The organism is Pseudomonas tohonis (genome assembly GCF_012767755.2).
GTDB classification, from domain to species: Bacteria; Pseudomonadota; Gammaproteobacteria; order Pseudomonadales; family Pseudomonadaceae; genus Metapseudomonas; species Metapseudomonas tohonis.
The window spans coordinates 5,711,674-5,726,862 of sequence record NZ_AP023189.1; the positions used below are offsets into that span (position 1 = coordinate 5,711,674).

The following is a 15,189-nucleotide window of genomic DNA, read 5'->3' on the forward strand; positions in this document are numbered from 1 at the left end:
GATCACCAGAGAGGCCGGCGAAAAGCGATGGTCGGGATGACCCTCCGCAAAGGCACCCGTGGCATGACGCCCGTGGCTGGTAGCCACGCCAGAAGTGCCTGGCCGGTCCCTGGTTGCGCCTTGAACCCGGGAGTCCATCCATGCCGCTTCGCCCCCCCTTCGCCCGCCGCCCCTGGCTGGCCCTGCTGCTTCTGTCGCCCTCCATCGCCCTGGCGGCGGAAAGGACCGCGACCCAGTTCGACACCGTCACCGTGACCGCCACCCGTAGCGAGCAGACCCTCGATGAAGTGCCGAACACGGTGTCGGTGATGACCGAACGCGAGATCGACCAGAAGAACGTGAAGAACATCCAGGACCTGGTGCGCTACGAGCCGGGCGTGTCGGTCGGCGGAACAGGCAGCCGCTTCGGCCTGTCCGGCTTCACCATCCGGGGCATCGGCGGCAACCGCGTGCTGACACAGGTGGACGGCGTGAGCATGCCGGATACCTTCTCCTTTGGTGGCTTCCTCAGTGCGCAGCGCGACTACGTGGACCCGGACACCCTCAAGCAGGTGGAGATCATCCGCGGCCCGGCCAGCTCGCTGTACGGCAGCGATGCCATCGGCGGTGCGGTGAGCTTCCTCACCAAGGATGCGGCGGACTACCTGGATGAAGGCGATGACGCCTACGCCCGCCTGAAGACCGGCTACGACGGCTCCGACGACAGCTGGCTGCGCAGCACCACCCTCGCCGCCCGCCAGGGCGACCTCGACGGCCTGGTGCACATCGGCCGCCGTACCGGCCAGGCACTGGATACCCAGGGTGGCACCGGCGGCATCGGCGCGACCCGCGAGAAAGCCAACCCGCTCGACTACACCACCGACAACCTGCTCACCAAGCTCGGCTGGAACTACGCCGAGGGCCAGCGCCTGCAGCTGACCTACGAGCGCTACCAGGACGACACCGACACCCGGGTGCTGAGCAACTACAGCAACACCGCCACCATCCGCACCCAGGACGCGCGCGACAGCGTCGACCGCGAGCGCTATTCGCTGCTGCACACCCTGCAACTGGACAGCCCGCTGGCGGACAACCTGCAGAACCAGCTCAGCTACCAGGACAGCCAGACCCGCCAGCGCACCTACGAGAACCGTGTCGTCAGCGGCTCGCCTCGCTTGCGCACCCGCGACTCCCACTACGAGGAGAAGCTCTGGGTGCTCAACACCAAGCTGGACAAGTCCTTCAGCATCGCCGACAGCCAGCACACCCTGGTCTACGGCACCGACCTCAAGCGCCTGAAGAACGCCGACCTGCGCGAAGGCGGCGAGACCGTCATCGCCACCGGGGTCAACACACCGGTGCTGCCGACCAGCGACTTCCCGGACCCGACCACCAGCGAGTACGCGGCCTTCATCCAGGACAACATCGAGATCGGCCGCTGGACCCTGCTGCCGGGCCTGCGCTACGACTACTACGCGATGAAGCCCCACGCCACCACGCGCTACCTCAACAGCCAGGCGACCGACGCCAGCCCGAGCGACTTCACCGACTCGGCCGTATCGCCCAAGTTCGGCGTGACCTACCAGGTCGACGACCAGCACAGCGTCTACGGCCAGTACGCCGCCGGCTTCCGCGCCCCGCAGGCGATCGAGATCTTCGGCGAGTTCGTCAACCCGGGCATGTACCGCACCCTGGCCAACACCAACCTCAAGGCCGAGACCAGCGACAGCTTCGAACTGGGCCTGCGCGGCAAGTACGAGATCGGCAGCTTCGGCGCCGCGCTGTTCTACAACCGCTACGACGACTTCATCGAGCAGGTGTCCCGCCCCTCCAGCGTGCCGGGCTTCCCCTTCGGCGAGTTCCAGTACGTCAACCGCGACCGGGTGACCATCCGCGGCTTCGAGGCCAAGGGCGAGCTCTTCCTCGACAAGCTCGGCATGCCGGCCGGCTGGCGCGCCATGAGCTCGGTCGCCTACGCACGCGGCAAGGACGAGGGCACCGGCCAGCCGATCAACAGCGTCGACCCGCTCAAGGGCGTCTTCGGCCTGGGTTATGCGCAACCCAACGGCAAGTTCGGCGGCGACCTGAGCTGGACCCTGGTGGCGGCCAAGGAGCGCATCGATCGCACCCAGACCGCCGGCCAGTACCAGCCCTCGGGCTACGGCCTGCTGGACCTGAACGGCTGGTGGCAGGTCACCGAGGCGTTCTCGGTCAACGCCGGCCTGTTCAACCTCACCGATAAGGACTACTGGCAGTGGGGCGATGTGCGCGGGCTGACCGAGAACAGCCCCAGCCTGCAGCGCTACACCCAGCCGGGCCGCCATGCGGCGGTCAACCTGATCTGGGAGATCTGAGCCTTTTCAGCGCAGGGACGCGCACCCTCTTGGCAATCCACGGCGGCACGGGATAATGCCCGCCTGCCGTGGAGACGCCGATGATCCTGCTATGCCGCCCCGACGAGTTGGCCGAAGGCCAGAGCCGCGGCTTTCTGATCGATGACCTGAAGCTGCTGCTGGTGCGCCGGGAGGGCCGGGTCCATGCCTACGAGAACCGCTGCCCGCACCGGGGCATTCCCCTGGAATGGCAGCCGGACCGTTTCCTCGACGACAGCGGCAGCCTGATCCAGTGCGCCACCCACGGTGCGCTGTTCCTCATCGAATCCGGTGAGTGCGTGGCCGGGCCTTGTGCCGGGGAGTCCCTGCGACCGCTGGACTGCCGCGAGGACGATCGCGGCATCTGGCTGCTCGCCTAACCGATCACCTCGAGCCTGCGCAGCAGCGCCAAGCCCTCGGGACTGACCTCGGCGCCATAGGCGAGCACCTCCACCCCGGCGGCCTTGGCGTCGGCCAGGGCGGCAGCGTAGGCAGGGTCGATCTCCACCGCTGCGCGCACGGCGTCGATACCGGAAAGGTTGACGCAGTAGAACTGCACCGCGCGCATGCCCTGGCGCGCCAGCGCCGCCAGCTCGCGCAGGTGCTTGCTGCCACGCACGGTGACGGCGTCGGGGAAGGCCGCCACGGCGGTGCCGTCGAAGCCCAGGGTCACGCTCTTCACCTCCACGAACACCTCGCCGCTCGGGTAGTCCAGGCGGAAGTCGGCACGGCTGTTCTCCACGCCGTAGGCGACCTCGCGCTTGAGTGCGGTGAAGCCGGCCAGCTCGGGGATGAGCCCGGCACGCAGGGCCTCCTCGACCAGGGCGTTGGCCCGCGCGGTGTTCACGCAGGCCAGCCGGCCCTGGGGCGTCTCGGTGATTTCCCAGGTGCCGGGGAGCTTGCGCCTGGGATCGTTGGAGCGGCTGAACCATACCCGGCACCCTTCGCTCATGCAGTTGAGCATCGAGCCGGTGTTCGGGCAGTGGATGGTCAACAGCTCGCCGTCGAGGGTCTCGATGTCGGCGAGGAAGCGCTTGTAGCGGCGCAGCAGTCGGGCCTGCTCCAGGGGCGGGTCGAACCTCATCCCGCCAGCGCCGCCCAGGTCTTCAGCCCGCGGGCGATGCGCTGCACCGCTTCCTCCAGGCGCGGCAGGCTCTGGGTGTAGGCGAAGCGCACGTGCTGGTTGGCCAGGTGGCGCCCGAAATCCAGGCCGGGGGTGAAGGCCACGTGCTCGGTCTCGATGAAGTGCCGGCAGAAGGCGTAGGCGTCCTGGGTGAAGGCAGAAACATCCGCATATAAATAGAAGGCACCTTCGGGCTCGACGGCGATGCGGAAGCCGAGCTCGCGCAGGGCCGGCAGCAGGTAGTCGCGACGGCGGGCGAACTCGGTGCGGCGCTCCTCGAGTATCGCCAGGGTGTCGGGCTCGAAGCAGGCCAGCGCGGCGTGCTGGGCCATGGAGGGGGCGCTGATGTAGAGGTTCTGCGCAAGCTTCTCCAGCTCGGGCACCGCATCACGGGGCGCCACCAGCCAGCCGAGGCGCCAGCCGGTCATGCCGAAGTACTTGGAGAAGCTGTTGAGCACGAAGGCGTCGTCATCCACCTCCAGCACGCTGGCGGCATCCACGCCGTAGGTGAGGCCGTGGTAGATCTCGTCGACCACCAGGTGGCCACCTTTGGCCTTCAGCGCGGCGGAGAGGCCGGCCAGCTCGTCACGGCCCAGCAGCGTGCCGGTGGGGTTGGCGGGCGAGGCGACCAGCGCCCCCACGCTGTCGCCATCCCAGTAGCGTTCCACCAGGTTCGGCGTGAGCTGGTAGCGGCTCTCGGGGCCGACCGGCACCAGTTGCGCGGCGCCCTCGACCAGGCGCAGGAAGTGGCGGTTGCAGGGGTAGCCCGGGTCGGCGAGCAGCCAGTGGCGGCCCGGGTCGACCAGCAGGCTGGCGGCCAGCAACAAAGCGCCCGAACCGCCGGGAGTAATCAGGATGCGTTCGGGGTCGATATCCAGGTCGTAGCGATCGCCGTAGAACCCGGAGATGGCACTGCGCAGCTGGGGCAGGCCGCGCGCGGCCGTATAGCGCGTGTGGCCGGCGGCCAGGGCGGCCTGCCCGGCCTGGACGATGGGGGCGGCGGTGCTGAAGTCCGGCTCGCCGATCTCCAGGTGGATGACGTCGTGCCCCTGCGCCTGCAACTCGTTGGCGCGGGCCAGCAGGGCCATCACGTGGAAGGGTTCTATGGCACGGCTGCGTGCACTGTATGACTGGGCCATCGGCCTTCCTTTATTAACGCAAAGAGCGGATTCTACCGAATGGTCCGGGAAGGCTGCAGCAACCACGATAACTGGGAGTAGCGTGCCCGGAGTCGATCTGGTAAGTTCGCCCGCTTGCAGTCGCAGGGCCGGGTTACCGGCGATGGACCAGAACCTGCGCAATGGATTAGAGAAAGTGAGAGGCGGCCATTCATGCCCACCAAAGCAAAGCAACAGAGCAGCCAACTGATCCGTGGTTTCGAGCCTTACCAGGAAACCAAGGGTGAGGAGTACATGAGCGATCGCATGCGCGCTCACTTCACCAGCATCCTCAACAAGTGGAAGCTCGAACTGATGGAGGAAGTGGATCGTACCGTGCACCACATGCAGGACGAAGCCGCCAACTTCCCCGACCCGGCCGACCGCGCCAGCCAGGAAGAAGAGTTCAGCCTGGAACTGCGTGCACGCGATCGCGAGCGCAAGCTGATCAAGAAGATCGACGAGACCCTGCAACTGATCGAAGACAACGACTACGGCTGGTGCGACTCCTGCGGCGTCGAGATCGGTATCCGTCGTCTCGAGGCACGCCCCACCGCCACGCTCTGCATCGACTGCAAGACGCTGGCGGAGATCAAGGAAAAGCAACTCGGTTCCTGATCCCAGAACGGGGCGCTACGGCGCCCCGTTTCGTTTCTGCAGGCCCGCATTCCAATGAGTTCTCCCACCTACATCGGCCGCTTCGCCCCGACGCCCAGCGGCTTTCTGCATTTCGGCTCCCTCGTCGCCGCCCTCGCCTCCTACCTCGATGCCCGCTCGGTCGGTGGCCGCTGGCTGCTGCGCATGGAGGACCTCGACCCGCCGCGCGAGGTACCCGGCGCCCAGGACGCGATCCTGCGCACCCTGGAAACCTACGGCTTCGAGTGGGACGGGGAATGCGTGCGCCAAAGCGATCGCCACGATGCCTACGCCCAGGTGCTCGACCGCCTCTTCGACCAGGGCCTGGCCTACGCCTGCACCTGTTCGCGCAAGCAGCTCGAAGGCCACCAGGGGGTCTACCCCGGTTTCTGCCGCAATGCGCTGCACCCCCGGCATGACGCCGCGATCCGCCTGCGCGTGCCGGAGCTGATCTACGGTTTCACCGACCGCGTGCAGGGCGAGTTCCGCCAGCACCTGGGGCGCGAGGTGGGCGACTTCGTCATCCGCCGTCGCGATGGGCTCTACGCCTACCAGCTGGCCGTGGTGCTGGATGACGCCTGGCAAGGCATGACCGATGTGGTGCGCGGCGCCGACCTGCTCGACTCCACGCCGCGTCAGCTCTACCTGCAGGAACTGCTGGGGCTGCCGCAGCCGCGCTACCTGCACGTGCCGCTGATCATCCAGCCCGACGGGCACAAGCTGGGCAAGTCCTACCGTTCCCCGCCGCTGCCAGCCGACCAGGCCGGCCCGCTGCTCGACCGCGCCCTGCGTGCACTCGGCCAGCGCCCACCGGCGCAACTCGCCGACGCCACCCCGCGCGTGGTGCTCGACTGGGGCATCGCCAACTGGGATGCGACGCGCATCCCCGGCAGCCGCACACTGGCCGAAGCGCAGCTGCGCTAGGGGCCATCTCTCCCCTCGCACCCGCACCGGTCATTCGCTACCATCGCCGCACTCCCGATGCGAGATGCGGCATGTATATCTACCGACTGGTTCTGCTCCTGGTGGTGGGGATCTATCTGTTTTCCCCGGCCATCATGGACTGGTGGATCGACCCCAATGGGGCCTGGTACCGCCCCTACCTGCTCTGGCTGATCCTGATCGTGGTCACTTTCATCCTCCAGAGCCAACGCGATGCTGACGAGCTTTAGCCTGAGCCAGCTGATCCTCATCAGCGCGGCTTACCTGTTCACCCTGTTCGGCGTCGCCTGGCTCAGCGACCGCGGCTTCGTGCCTCGGCGCATCGTCCGCCACCCGCTGACCTACACCCTGTCGCTGGGTGTCTACGCCAGCGCCTGGGCCTTCTATGGCACGGTCGGGCTGGCCTACCAGTACGGCTACGGCTTCCTCGCCAGCTACCTGGGCATTTCCGGCGCCTTTCTCCTCGCGCCGGTGCTGCTCTACCCCATCCTGCGCATCACCCGCACCTACCAGCTGTCCTCGCTGGCGGACCTCTTCGCCTTCCGCTTCCGCAGCACCTGGGCCGGCTCGCTGACCACGCTGTTCATGCTCGTGGGCGTGCTGCCGCTGCTGGCGCTGCAGATCCAGGCGGTGGCGGACTCCATCGGCATCCTCACCCGCGAGCCGGTGCACGACCGCGTGGCCCTGGGCTTCTGCGCACTGATCACGCTGTTCACCATCCTCTTCGGCGCGCGCCACATCGCCACCCGGGAGAAGCACGAGGGCCTGGTGTTCGCCATCGCCTTCGAGTCGCTGGTCAAGCTCACCGCCCTGGGGGGCATCGGCCTCTATGCGCTCTATGGCGTGTTCGGCGGCCCCCATGAGCTGGAGCTGTGGCTGCTGCAGAACCAGGCGGCGCTCTCCACCCTGCACACCCCGCTGCAGGAGGGACCGTGGCGCACGCTGCTGCTGGTGTTCTTCGCCTCGGCCATCGTGATGCCGCACATGTACCACATGACCTTCACCGAGAACCTCAACCCCCGCGCCATGGTCAGCGCCAGCTGGGGCCTGCCGCTGTTCCTGCTGCTGATGAGCCTGGCGGTGCCGCTGATCCTGTGGGCCGGCCTCAAGCTCGGCGCCACCACCAACCCGGAATACTTCACCCTGGGCCTGGGCATCGCCGTGAACAGCGACGCCCTGGCCCTGCTCGCCTATGTCGGCGGGCTGTCGGCGGCCAGCGGCCTGATCATCGTGCTGACCCTGGCGCTGTCGGGCATGGCGCTGAACCACCTGGTGCTGCCGCTGTACCAGCCGCCGTCGGAAGGCAACATCTACCGCTGGCTGAAATGGACGCGCCGGGCGCTGATCGTCGCCATCATCATGGCCGGCTACGGCTTCTATCTGTTGCTGGGCGCCGAGCAGGATCTTTCCAACCTGGGCATCGTCGCCTTCGTCGCCACCCTGCAGTTCCTTCCCGGCGCGCTGTCGGTCCTCTACTGGCCGACCGCCAACAGCCGCGGCTTCATCGCCGGCCTGCTGGCGGGCATCGGCGTCTGGCTGTTCAGCATGCTGCTGCCGCTGGTGGGCAACCTGCAGGGCATCTACCTGCCGCTGTTCAACGCCATCTACGTGCTCGACGACACCAGCTGGCACATCGCAGCGATCGCCTCCCTGGCGGCCAACGTGCTGGTCTTCACCCTGGTCTCGCTGTTCACCGACGCCAGCGCCGAGGAACGCGGCGCCGCCGAAGCCTGCGCGGTGGACAACGTGCGCCGCCCGCAGCGCCGCGAACTGGTGGCCGGCTCGCCCCAGGAGTTCTCCGCGCAACTGGCCAAGCCGCTGGGCGCGAAGACCGCACAGAAGGAAGTGGAGCAGGCCCTGCGCGACCTGCACCTGCCCTTCGACGAACGCCGCCCCTATGCGCTGCGCCGCCTGCGCGACCGCATCGAAGCCAACCTTTCCGGGTTGATGGGGCCGAGCGTGGCCCAGGACATGGTGGAGACCTTCCTGCCGTACAAGTCCGGCAGCGAAAGCTATGTCACCGAAGACATCCACTTCATCGAGAGCCGCCTGGAGGACTACCACTCCCGCCTCACCGGCCTGGCCGCCGAGCTGGACGCCCTGCGCCGCTACCACCGCCAGACCCTGCAGGAACTGCCGATGGGCGTGTGCTCGCTGGCCAAGGACCAAGAAATCCTCATGTGGAACCGCGCCATGGAGGAACTCACCGAGATCCCCGCCCAGCGCGTGGTCGGCTCGCGCCTCTCGGCCATCGCCGAACCCTGGAAGGGCCTGCTGGAAAGCTTCATCAACCTGCCCGACGAACACCTGCACAAGCAGCGCCTGCAACTGGAAGGCCAGGCACGCTCGCTGAACCTGCACAAGGCCGCCATCGACGAGCCCCTCGCCCCGGGTAACACCGGCCTGGTACTGCTGGTGGAAGACGTTACCGACACCCAGTTGCTGGAAGACAAGCTGGTGCACTCCGAACGCCTGGCCTCCATCGGCCGCCTCGCCGCCGGTGTCGCCCACGAGATCGGCAACCCCATCACCGGCATCGCCTGCCTGGCGCAGAACCTGCGCGAGGAGCGCGAGGGCGACGGCGAGCTGACCGAGATCAGCAGCCAGATCCTGGAGCAGACCAAGCGCGTGTCGCGCATCGTCCAGTCGCTGATGAGCTTCGCCCACGCCGGCGGCCGCCAGCAGGCCACCGAGCCGGTGTGCCTGGCCGACGTGACCCAGGACGCCATCGGCCTGCTGTCGCTGAACAAGCGCAGCGTCGATGTGGAGTTCTTCAACCTGTGCGATCCGGAGCACGTCGCCGAGGGCGATCCGCAACGCCTCGCCCAGGTACTGATCAACCTGCTGTCCAACGCCCGGGATGCATCACCGCCCGGCAGCGCGATACGCGTGCGGAGCGAAATCTCCGATCACGCGGTCGACCTTGTGGTGGAGGACGAAGGAAGCGGGATTCCCAAGGCGATCATGGACCGCCTGTTCGAACCCTTCTTCACCACCAAGGACCCGGGCAAGGGGACCGGCCTGGGCCTCGCGCTGGTCTATTCGATCGTGGAAGAGCATTATGGCCACATCACCATCGAAAGCCCGGCCGACCCCGAGCAACAGCGCGGCACCCGAATCCGGGTGACGTTGCCACGATTTGTCGAAGCGACGTCCGCTGTGATCTGAGACCGTCGAGAGAGCTGAATTTAATGCCACATATTCTCATCGTCGAAGACGAAACCATTATCCGTTCTGCCTTGCGCCGCCTGCTTGAACGCAACCAGTACCAGGTCAGCGAAGCCGGCTCCGTCCAGGAAGCCCAGGAGCGCTACAGCATCCCCGGCTTCGACCTGATCGTCAGCGACCTGCGCCTGCCCGGCGCCCCGGGTACCGAGCTGATCAAGCTCGCCCAGGGCACCCCGGTCCTGATCATGACCAGCTACGCGAGCCTGCGCTCGGCGGTCGACTCGATGAAGATGGGCGCGGTGGACTACATCGCCAAGCCCTTCGACCACGACGAGATGCTCCAGGCCGTGGCGCGCATTCTCAAGGAGCGCCAGGAAGGCAAGGGCGCCCCGGCCGAACGCAGCGGCAGCTCGCGCGGCACCGAAAAGGCCGCATCGGGTGGTGCTGCCGCAGACGGCGAAATCGGCATCATCGGTTCCTGCGCCTCGATGCAGGAGCTCTACAGCAAGATCCGCAAGGTCTCGCCCACCGACTCCACCGTGCTGATCCAGGGCGAGTCCGGCACCGGCAAGGAGCTGGTCGCCCGCGCCCTGCACAATCTCTCCCGCCGCGCCAAGGCCCCGCTCATCTCGGTCAACTGCGCCGCGATCCCGGAAACTCTCATCGAATCCGAGCTCTTCGGCCACGAGAAAGGTGCGTTCACCGGCGCCAGCGCCGGGCGTGCCGGCCTGGTCGAGGCGGCCGATGGCGGCACCCTGTTCCTCGACGAGATCGGCGAACTGCCGCTCGAAGCCCAGGCGCGCCTGCTGCGCGTGCTGCAGGAAGGCGAGATACGCCGTGTCGGTTCCGTGCAGTCGCAGAAAGTCGATGTGCGCCTGATCGCCGCGACCCACCGCGACCTGAAAACCCTGGCCAAGACCGGCCAGTTCCGTGAAGACCTCTACTACCGTCTCCACGTGATCTCCCTGAAGCTCCCCGCCCTGCGCGAGCGCGGCAACGACGTGATCGAGATCGCCCGAGCCTTCCTCGCCCGCCAGTGCACCCGCATGGGACGCGAGGACCTGCGCTTCGCCCACGACGCCGAACAGGCCATCCGCCATTACCCCTGGCCGGGCAACGTGCGCGAGCTGGAGAACGCCATCGAGCGCGCGGTGATCCTCTGCGAGAGCCCGGATATCTCGGCCGACCTGCTGGGCATCGACATCGAGCTGGACGACCTGGACGACGAGGACTTCCTCGACACTCCGGTCCAGACGGCCAGCAACAGCCACGAGCCCACGGAAGACCTGTCGCTTGAAGATTACTTCCAGCACTTCGTGCTCGAGCACCAGGATCACATGACCGAAACCGAGCTTGCCCGAAAACTGGGCATCAGCCGCAAGTGCCTGTGGGAACGCCGCCAGCGCCTCGGAATCCCGCGCCGCAAGTCGGGGGCCGCGACCTCCTGAGGCGCGAGCCCGGTGACAGAGCGGTGCGGACGGAGTTCCCCGCTTTGTTACCGCGTTAATCTCTCGTAACAAAAGCCGGGTCTTAAGGTAACGAAAGCCCGGCTTTTTTGTACCCGCCCGCCAACCCCGAATCGCCGCAAACCTTTGATTTACAAGGAATCACAAAAGTTGGCACGGCATCTGCTTTATCTCTGGCACAACAACAATAACAAACGTGTAACCCCACAATAAGAACAAGACGTACCGACTCCAGCACAACAAAAACAAAACCGCGGAGGCGCAGCTAACTGATTCTTTTGGAGAGGAGTTGCCTTTGGGGCTCGCCCCACGACCAGGCTGAGAACAATAAAACTGTCATGAGACAGCGCCTGAACTGGTTGGATCACGGAATGATCATGGCACCGTCAGCGTCCAAAGCAATCCGTTTGCTATTGACCCTCGATTCGAGGGCATTTCCAGAGGCCACGAACCTGCTGGAACGGGTCGAACAACAAAAACACCAAGCCCGACACAACAATAAAAACAAAGCACGCACCAATTTGGGGGGGAGCTTCGGCTCCCCCAGTAGCTTTGACACACCCCCGCCGCTTCCTTCACCATCTCCCGACCCAGTGCTAGAATCCGCGTCCATCGTGCGGTCTTGTCCAATTCTGGCCGTCCATTCCGCAAAACAGTGCATCCCATGCTGAAGAAGCTGATCCAGTCTTTTCGCTCTCCCCTGCGCCGCTCCCAGCATCCCCGCAGCACACCCGAAGTATTGAGCAATCGCCAGCACTCGCTGGAACGTGCGGATATCAGTCGCAATGCCGTCAATGTGGTCGAGCGCCTGCAGAAGGCCGGCTACCAGGCCTACCTGGTCGGTGGCTGCGTGCGCGACCTGCTGCTGAACCTGGAGCCCAAGGACTTCGACGTGGCCACCAGCGCCACGCCCGAACAGGTCCGCGCCGAATTCCGCAACGCCCGGGTCATCGGCCGTCGCTTCAAGCTGGTCCACGTGCATTTCGGCCGCGAGATCATCGAGACCGCGACCTTCCGTGCCAATCACCCCCAGGGTGCCGACGAGGAAGACAGCAACCAGTCCTCGCGCAACGAGAGCGGCCGCATCCTGCGGGACAACGTCTACGGCAACCAGGAAGAAGACGCGCAGCGCCGCGACTTCACCATGAACGCCCTCTACTACGACCCGGTCACCGAGCGCATCCTCGACTACGCCCACGGCGTGCACGACATCCGCAACCGCCTGATCCGCCTGATCGGCGACCCCGAGCAGCGCTACCTCGAAGACCCGGTGCGCATGCTTCGCGCCGTGCGCTTCGCCGCCAAGCTCGACTTCGAGATCGAGAAACACAGCGCCGCCCCCATCCGCCGCCTGGCGCCGATGCTGCGCGACATCCCGTCTGCGCGCCTGTTCGACGAGATCCTCAAGCTGTTCCTCGGCGGCAAGGCCGAGCGCACCTTCGAACTGCTGCTGGAATACGACCTGTTCGCCCCGCTGTTCCCGGCCGCTGCGGCGTCCCTGGAACGCGACCCTGAATACGCCGGCGCCCTGATCCGCCAAGCCCTGGCCAACACCGACGAGCGCATTCGCCTGGGCAAGCCGGTCACCCCCGCCTTCCTCTTCGCCGCGCTGCTCTGGCCGGCCCTGCCCATCCGTGCGGCCCTGCTGCAGGAAAAGGGCATGCCGCCGATCCCGGCCATCCAGGAAGCGGCCCACGGGCTGATCCTCGAGCAGTGCCAGCGCACCGCCATTCCCAAGCGCTTCACCATCCCGATCCGCGAGATCTGGGACATGCAGGAGCGCCTGCCGCGCCGCAGCGGCAAGCGCGCCGACCTGCTGCTGGAGAACCCGCGCTTCCGCGCCGGCTACGACTTCCTCCTGCTGCGCGAAAGCGCGGGCGAGGAAACCGACGGCCTGGGCGACTGGTGGACCGACTACCAGGACGCCAGCGACAGCGAGCGCCGCGCCATGATCCGCGACCTCAGCAGCAAGGACGATGGCGGCGGTGCACCGCGCAAGCGTCGTCGTGGCGGCAGCCGCCGCAAGCGCGGCCCGCGTGAAGGTTCGGCTCCCGCCAGCGAGTGATGATGGAACGCATCTATATAGGGCTCGGCAGCAACCTCGCCGAGCCTGCCGCGCAACTGGCCAGCGCCCTGCAGGCCATGGCCGCGCTGCCTCGCACCCGCCTGGCTGCCGTCTCCTCGCTCTATGCGAGCGACCCGCTCGGCCCGCCCGGGCAACCCCGCTACGCCAACGCCGTGGCCGCCCTGGACTCCGAACTCGCCCCCCTGGAACTGCTCGACGGCCTGCAGGCGATCGAACTCGCCCAGGGCCGTGTGCGCAAGGACGAGCGCTGGGCCCCACGCACCCTCGACCTGGACATCCTGCTGTTCGGCGAGCACGCGATCGACCTGCCGCGCCTGCAGGTCCCGCACTACCACATGCACGCCCGCGCCTTCGTCCTCTATCCCCTCGCGGAGATAGCCGGAGACGACCTCAGGCTGCCGGACGGCCGTGCCCTGCGGGCCCTTCTCGATGCCTGTCCCTTCGAGGGGCTGGAGGTCGCGGGGGCCCTTCCGGGCATGGCGGTAACGCCGTAACAGATCGGTAACACCTGCAATTGACACCATGCCCCACCATCGGGACTATAAGCGTCCCGTTGCCCCGTGCCGGTGCAGAATCGGTACCGATGAGGACGTTTTCATGCCTGATGTGACCCTGACCACCCTTCAAGAGCTGAAGCAAAAAGGCGAGAAGATCGCCATGCTCACAGCCTATGACGCCACCTTCGCCCAGGCCGCGAGCCAGGCAGGTGCCGATGTCCTGCTGGTGGGCGACTCCCTTGGCATGGTCCTGCAAGGCCATGACAGCACCCTGCCGGTGAGCGTCGCCGACATGGCGTACCACACCGCCGCCGTGAAGCGCGGCAACCAGGGCGCGCTGATCATCGCCGACCTGCCGTTCATGGCCTACGCCACCCTGGAACAGACCTTCGCCAACAGCGCCGCCCTGATGCAGGCCGGCGCCCACATGGTGAAGCTGGAAGGCGCCGCCTGGCTGGCCGAGCCCATCCGCCTGCTGGCAGAACGCGGCATTCCGGTATGCGCGCACCTGGGCCTCACCCCGCAAGCGGTGAACATCCTCGGTGGCTACAAGGTGCAGGGCCGCCAGGAAGCCCAGGCCCGCCAGCTGCGCGCCGACGCCATGGCCCTGGAGCAGGCCGGCGCCGCCATGCTGCTGCTCGAATGCGTCCCCAGCGAACTCGCCGCCGAGATCACCCAGTCGGTGAAGATCCCGGTCATCGGCATCGGTGCCGGCAGCGCCACCGACGGCCAGGTGCTGGTCATGCACGACATGCTCGGCCTGTCCCTCACCGGTCGCGCGCCCAAGTTCGTGAAGAACTTCATGGAAGGCCAGGCCAGCATCCAGGCCGCCATGGCCGCCTACGTGAAGGCCGTCAAGGACGTCACCTTCCCTGCCGCCGAACACGGATTCTCCGCATGATCACCGTCAAGACCGTCCGCGAGCTGCGCGCCGCCGTGGCCCGCGCTCGCGGCGAAGGCAAGCGCATCGGCCTGGTACCGACCATGGGCAACCTCCACGCCGGCCACGCCGCGCTGGTGGAGAAAGCCGCACAGCGCGCCGACTTCGTCGTCACCAGCATCTTCGTCAACCCGCTGCAGTTCGGCCCCAGCGAAGACCTGGCCAAGTACCCGCGCACCCTGCAGGCCGACCAGGAGAAACTGGTCGCCGCCGGCTGCCACCTGCTGTTCCACCCGGACGTCGAGGAGATGTACCCCGACGGCATGGCCGACCAGACCCGCGTCAGCGTGCCCCTGGTTTCCGAAGGGCTCTGCGGTGCCAGCCGTCCGGGCCACTTCGAAGGCGTCGCCACCGTGGTCAGCAAGCTGTTCAACATGGTCCAGCCGGACCTCGCCCTGTTCGGCGAGAAGGACTTCCAGCAACTCGCGGTGATCCGCAAGCTGGTCCGCGACCTCAACCTGCCGATCCAGATCATGGGTGAGGCCACGGTCCGCGCCGAGGACGGCCTGGCCCTCTCCTCGCGCAACGGCTACCTGGACGAACAACAACGCGCCGCAGCGCCGGCCCTGTACCGCACCCTCAAGCAACTGGCCGACTCCGTGAACGCCGGCCGCGACGACTTCGCCACCCTGGAAGCCCAGGGCCGCGATGCGCTCGAGAAGGCCGGTTTCCGCCCCGACTACCTGGAAATCCGTGAGGCCGCCAGCCTGCGCCCGGCGCGCCCCGGCGACCAGGACCTGGTGATCCTGGCCGCAGCCTACATGGGCAGCACCCGGCTGATCGACAACCTCGCCTTCACCCTCCACGGAAAGGCCTGAAACCC

The 15,189-nt window shown here is 66.8% G+C and carries 13 protein-coding genes; 11 read left to right on the forward strand and 2 right to left on the reverse strand.

Annotated elements, in window-relative coordinates; genetic code table 11:
- Positions 1–140: 140 nt before the first annotated feature.
- Complete coding sequence (locus HSX14_RS26320) at positions 141–2,333, forward strand: TonB-dependent hemoglobin/transferrin/lactoferrin family receptor (protein ID WP_173179186.1); 2,193 nt, start codon at positions 141–143, stop codon at positions 2,331–2,333.
- 80 nt (positions 2,334–2,413) lie between these two features.
- Positions 2,414–2,731 carry a Rieske (2Fe-2S) protein gene (locus tag HSX14_RS26325; protein WP_173179184.1) on the forward strand — a complete coding sequence of 106 codons (318 nt, stop codon included), beginning with the start codon at positions 2,414–2,416 and terminating at the stop codon, positions 2,729–2,731.
- Here HSX14_RS26325 and sfsA read toward each other — a convergent pair.
- A complete protein-coding gene (gene sfsA, locus HSX14_RS26330; RefSeq protein ID WP_173179182.1) occupies positions 2,728–3,435 on the reverse strand; it encodes a DNA/RNA nuclease SfsA in 708 nt (235 codons plus the stop codon). The genes HSX14_RS26325 and sfsA overlap by 4 nt on opposite strands.
- Positions 3,432–4,613 carry a pyridoxal phosphate-dependent aminotransferase gene (locus tag HSX14_RS26335; RefSeq protein WP_173179180.1) on the reverse strand — a complete coding sequence of 394 codons (1,182 nt, stop codon included), beginning with the start codon at positions 4,611–4,613 and terminating at the stop codon, positions 3,432–3,434. The genes sfsA and HSX14_RS26335 overlap by 4 nt, the downstream gene beginning before the upstream one ends.
- Positions 4,614–4,805: 192 nt before the next feature.
- Between HSX14_RS26335 and dksA the strand changes: the two genes are divergently transcribed.
- From dksA to panC, 9 genes are all read left to right on the forward strand, one after another.
- Positions 4,806–5,249: an RNA polymerase-binding protein DksA gene (gene dksA, locus HSX14_RS26340; RefSeq protein ID WP_173179178.1), complete on the forward strand. Its 444-nt coding sequence runs from the start codon at positions 4,806–4,808 to the stop codon at positions 5,247–5,249.
- A 54-nt stretch (positions 5,250–5,303) separates the two neighbouring features.
- Positions 5,304–6,191, forward strand: a complete 888-nt coding sequence (gluQRS, locus tag HSX14_RS26345; RefSeq protein WP_173179176.1) for a tRNA glutamyl-Q(34) synthetase GluQRS — start codon at positions 5,304–5,306, stop codon at positions 6,189–6,191.
- 71 nt (positions 6,192–6,262) lie between these two features.
- Positions 6,263–6,439, forward strand: coding sequence for a hypothetical protein (locus tag HSX14_RS26350; protein ID WP_003095129.1), 177 nt, complete (start codon positions 6,263–6,265; stop codon positions 6,437–6,439).
- Positions 6,423–9,377, forward strand: a complete 2,955-nt coding sequence (locus tag HSX14_RS26355) for a sensor histidine kinase (protein ID WP_173179174.1) — start codon at positions 6,423–6,425, stop codon at positions 9,375–9,377. Before HSX14_RS26350 ends, HSX14_RS26355 begins: the two co-directional genes overlap by 17 nt.
- Positions 9,378–9,400: 23 nt before the next feature.
- The gene (locus tag HSX14_RS26360) at positions 9,401–10,825 is read left to right on the forward strand and encodes a sigma-54-dependent transcriptional regulator (RefSeq protein WP_173179172.1); all 1,425 of its coding nucleotides are present in this window, start codon (positions 9,401–9,403) and stop codon (positions 10,823–10,825) included.
- Positions 10,826–11,507: 682 nt separating this feature from the next.
- The gene (locus HSX14_RS26365) at positions 11,508–12,908 is read left to right on the forward strand and encodes a polynucleotide adenylyltransferase PcnB (protein WP_173179170.1); all 1,401 of its coding nucleotides are present in this window, start codon (positions 11,508–11,510) and stop codon (positions 12,906–12,908) included.
- 2 nt (positions 12,909–12,910) lie between these two features.
- Entirely contained in the window at positions 12,911–13,423 is a 513-nt protein-coding gene (gene folK / locus HSX14_RS26370; protein WP_173179168.1) for a 2-amino-4-hydroxy-6-hydroxymethyldihydropteridine diphosphokinase, read from the forward strand.
- 103 nt (positions 13,424–13,526) lie between these two features.
- Positions 13,527–14,327, forward strand: a complete 801-nt coding sequence (panB, locus tag HSX14_RS26375; protein ID WP_173179166.1) for a 3-methyl-2-oxobutanoate hydroxymethyltransferase — start codon at positions 13,527–13,529, stop codon at positions 14,325–14,327.
- Complete coding sequence (gene panC / locus HSX14_RS26380) at positions 14,324–15,184, forward strand: pantoate--beta-alanine ligase (protein WP_173179164.1); 861 nt, start codon at positions 14,324–14,326, stop codon at positions 15,182–15,184. The genes panB and panC overlap by 4 nt, the downstream gene beginning before the upstream one ends.
- Positions 15,185–15,189: the final 5 nt, after the last annotated feature.

What these genes read in the sequence shown, in the direction of transcription:
- HSX14_RS26320 (WP_173179186.1), top strand. Translation starts at nt 141, where the DNA reads ATGCCGCTTCGCCCCCCCTTCGCCCGCCGCCCCTGGCTGGCCCTGCTG.
- HSX14_RS26325 (WP_173179184.1), top strand. Translation starts at nt 2,414, where the DNA reads ATGATCCTGCTATGCCGCCCCGACGAGTTGGCCGAAGGCCAGAGCCGC.
- sfsA (WP_173179182.1), bottom strand. Translation starts at nt 3,435, where the DNA reads ATGAGGTTCGACCCGCCCCTGGAGCAGGCCCGACTGCTGCGCCGCTAC.
- HSX14_RS26335 (WP_173179180.1), bottom strand. Translation starts at nt 4,613, where the DNA reads ATGGCCCAGTCATACAGTGCACGCAGCCGTGCCATAGAACCCTTCCAC.
- dksA (WP_173179178.1), top strand. Translation starts at nt 4,806, where the DNA reads ATGCCCACCAAAGCAAAGCAACAGAGCAGCCAACTGATCCGTGGTTTC.
- gluQRS (WP_173179176.1), top strand. Translation starts at nt 5,304, where the DNA reads ATGAGTTCTCCCACCTACATCGGCCGCTTCGCCCCGACGCCCAGCGGC.
- HSX14_RS26350 (WP_003095129.1), top strand. Translation starts at nt 6,263, where the DNA reads ATGTATATCTACCGACTGGTTCTGCTCCTGGTGGTGGGGATCTATCTG.
- HSX14_RS26355 (WP_173179174.1), top strand. Translation starts at nt 6,423, where the DNA reads ATGCTGACGAGCTTTAGCCTGAGCCAGCTGATCCTCATCAGCGCGGCT.
- HSX14_RS26360 (WP_173179172.1), top strand. Translation starts at nt 9,401, where the DNA reads ATGCCACATATTCTCATCGTCGAAGACGAAACCATTATCCGTTCTGCC.
- HSX14_RS26365 (WP_173179170.1), top strand. Translation starts at nt 11,508, where the DNA reads ATGCTGAAGAAGCTGATCCAGTCTTTTCGCTCTCCCCTGCGCCGCTCC.
- folK (WP_173179168.1), top strand. Translation starts at nt 12,911, where the DNA reads ATGGAACGCATCTATATAGGGCTCGGCAGCAACCTCGCCGAGCCTGCC.
- panB (WP_173179166.1), top strand. Translation starts at nt 13,527, where the DNA reads ATGCCTGATGTGACCCTGACCACCCTTCAAGAGCTGAAGCAAAAAGGC.
- panC (WP_173179164.1), top strand. Translation starts at nt 14,324, where the DNA reads ATGATCACCGTCAAGACCGTCCGCGAGCTGCGCGCCGCCGTGGCCCGC.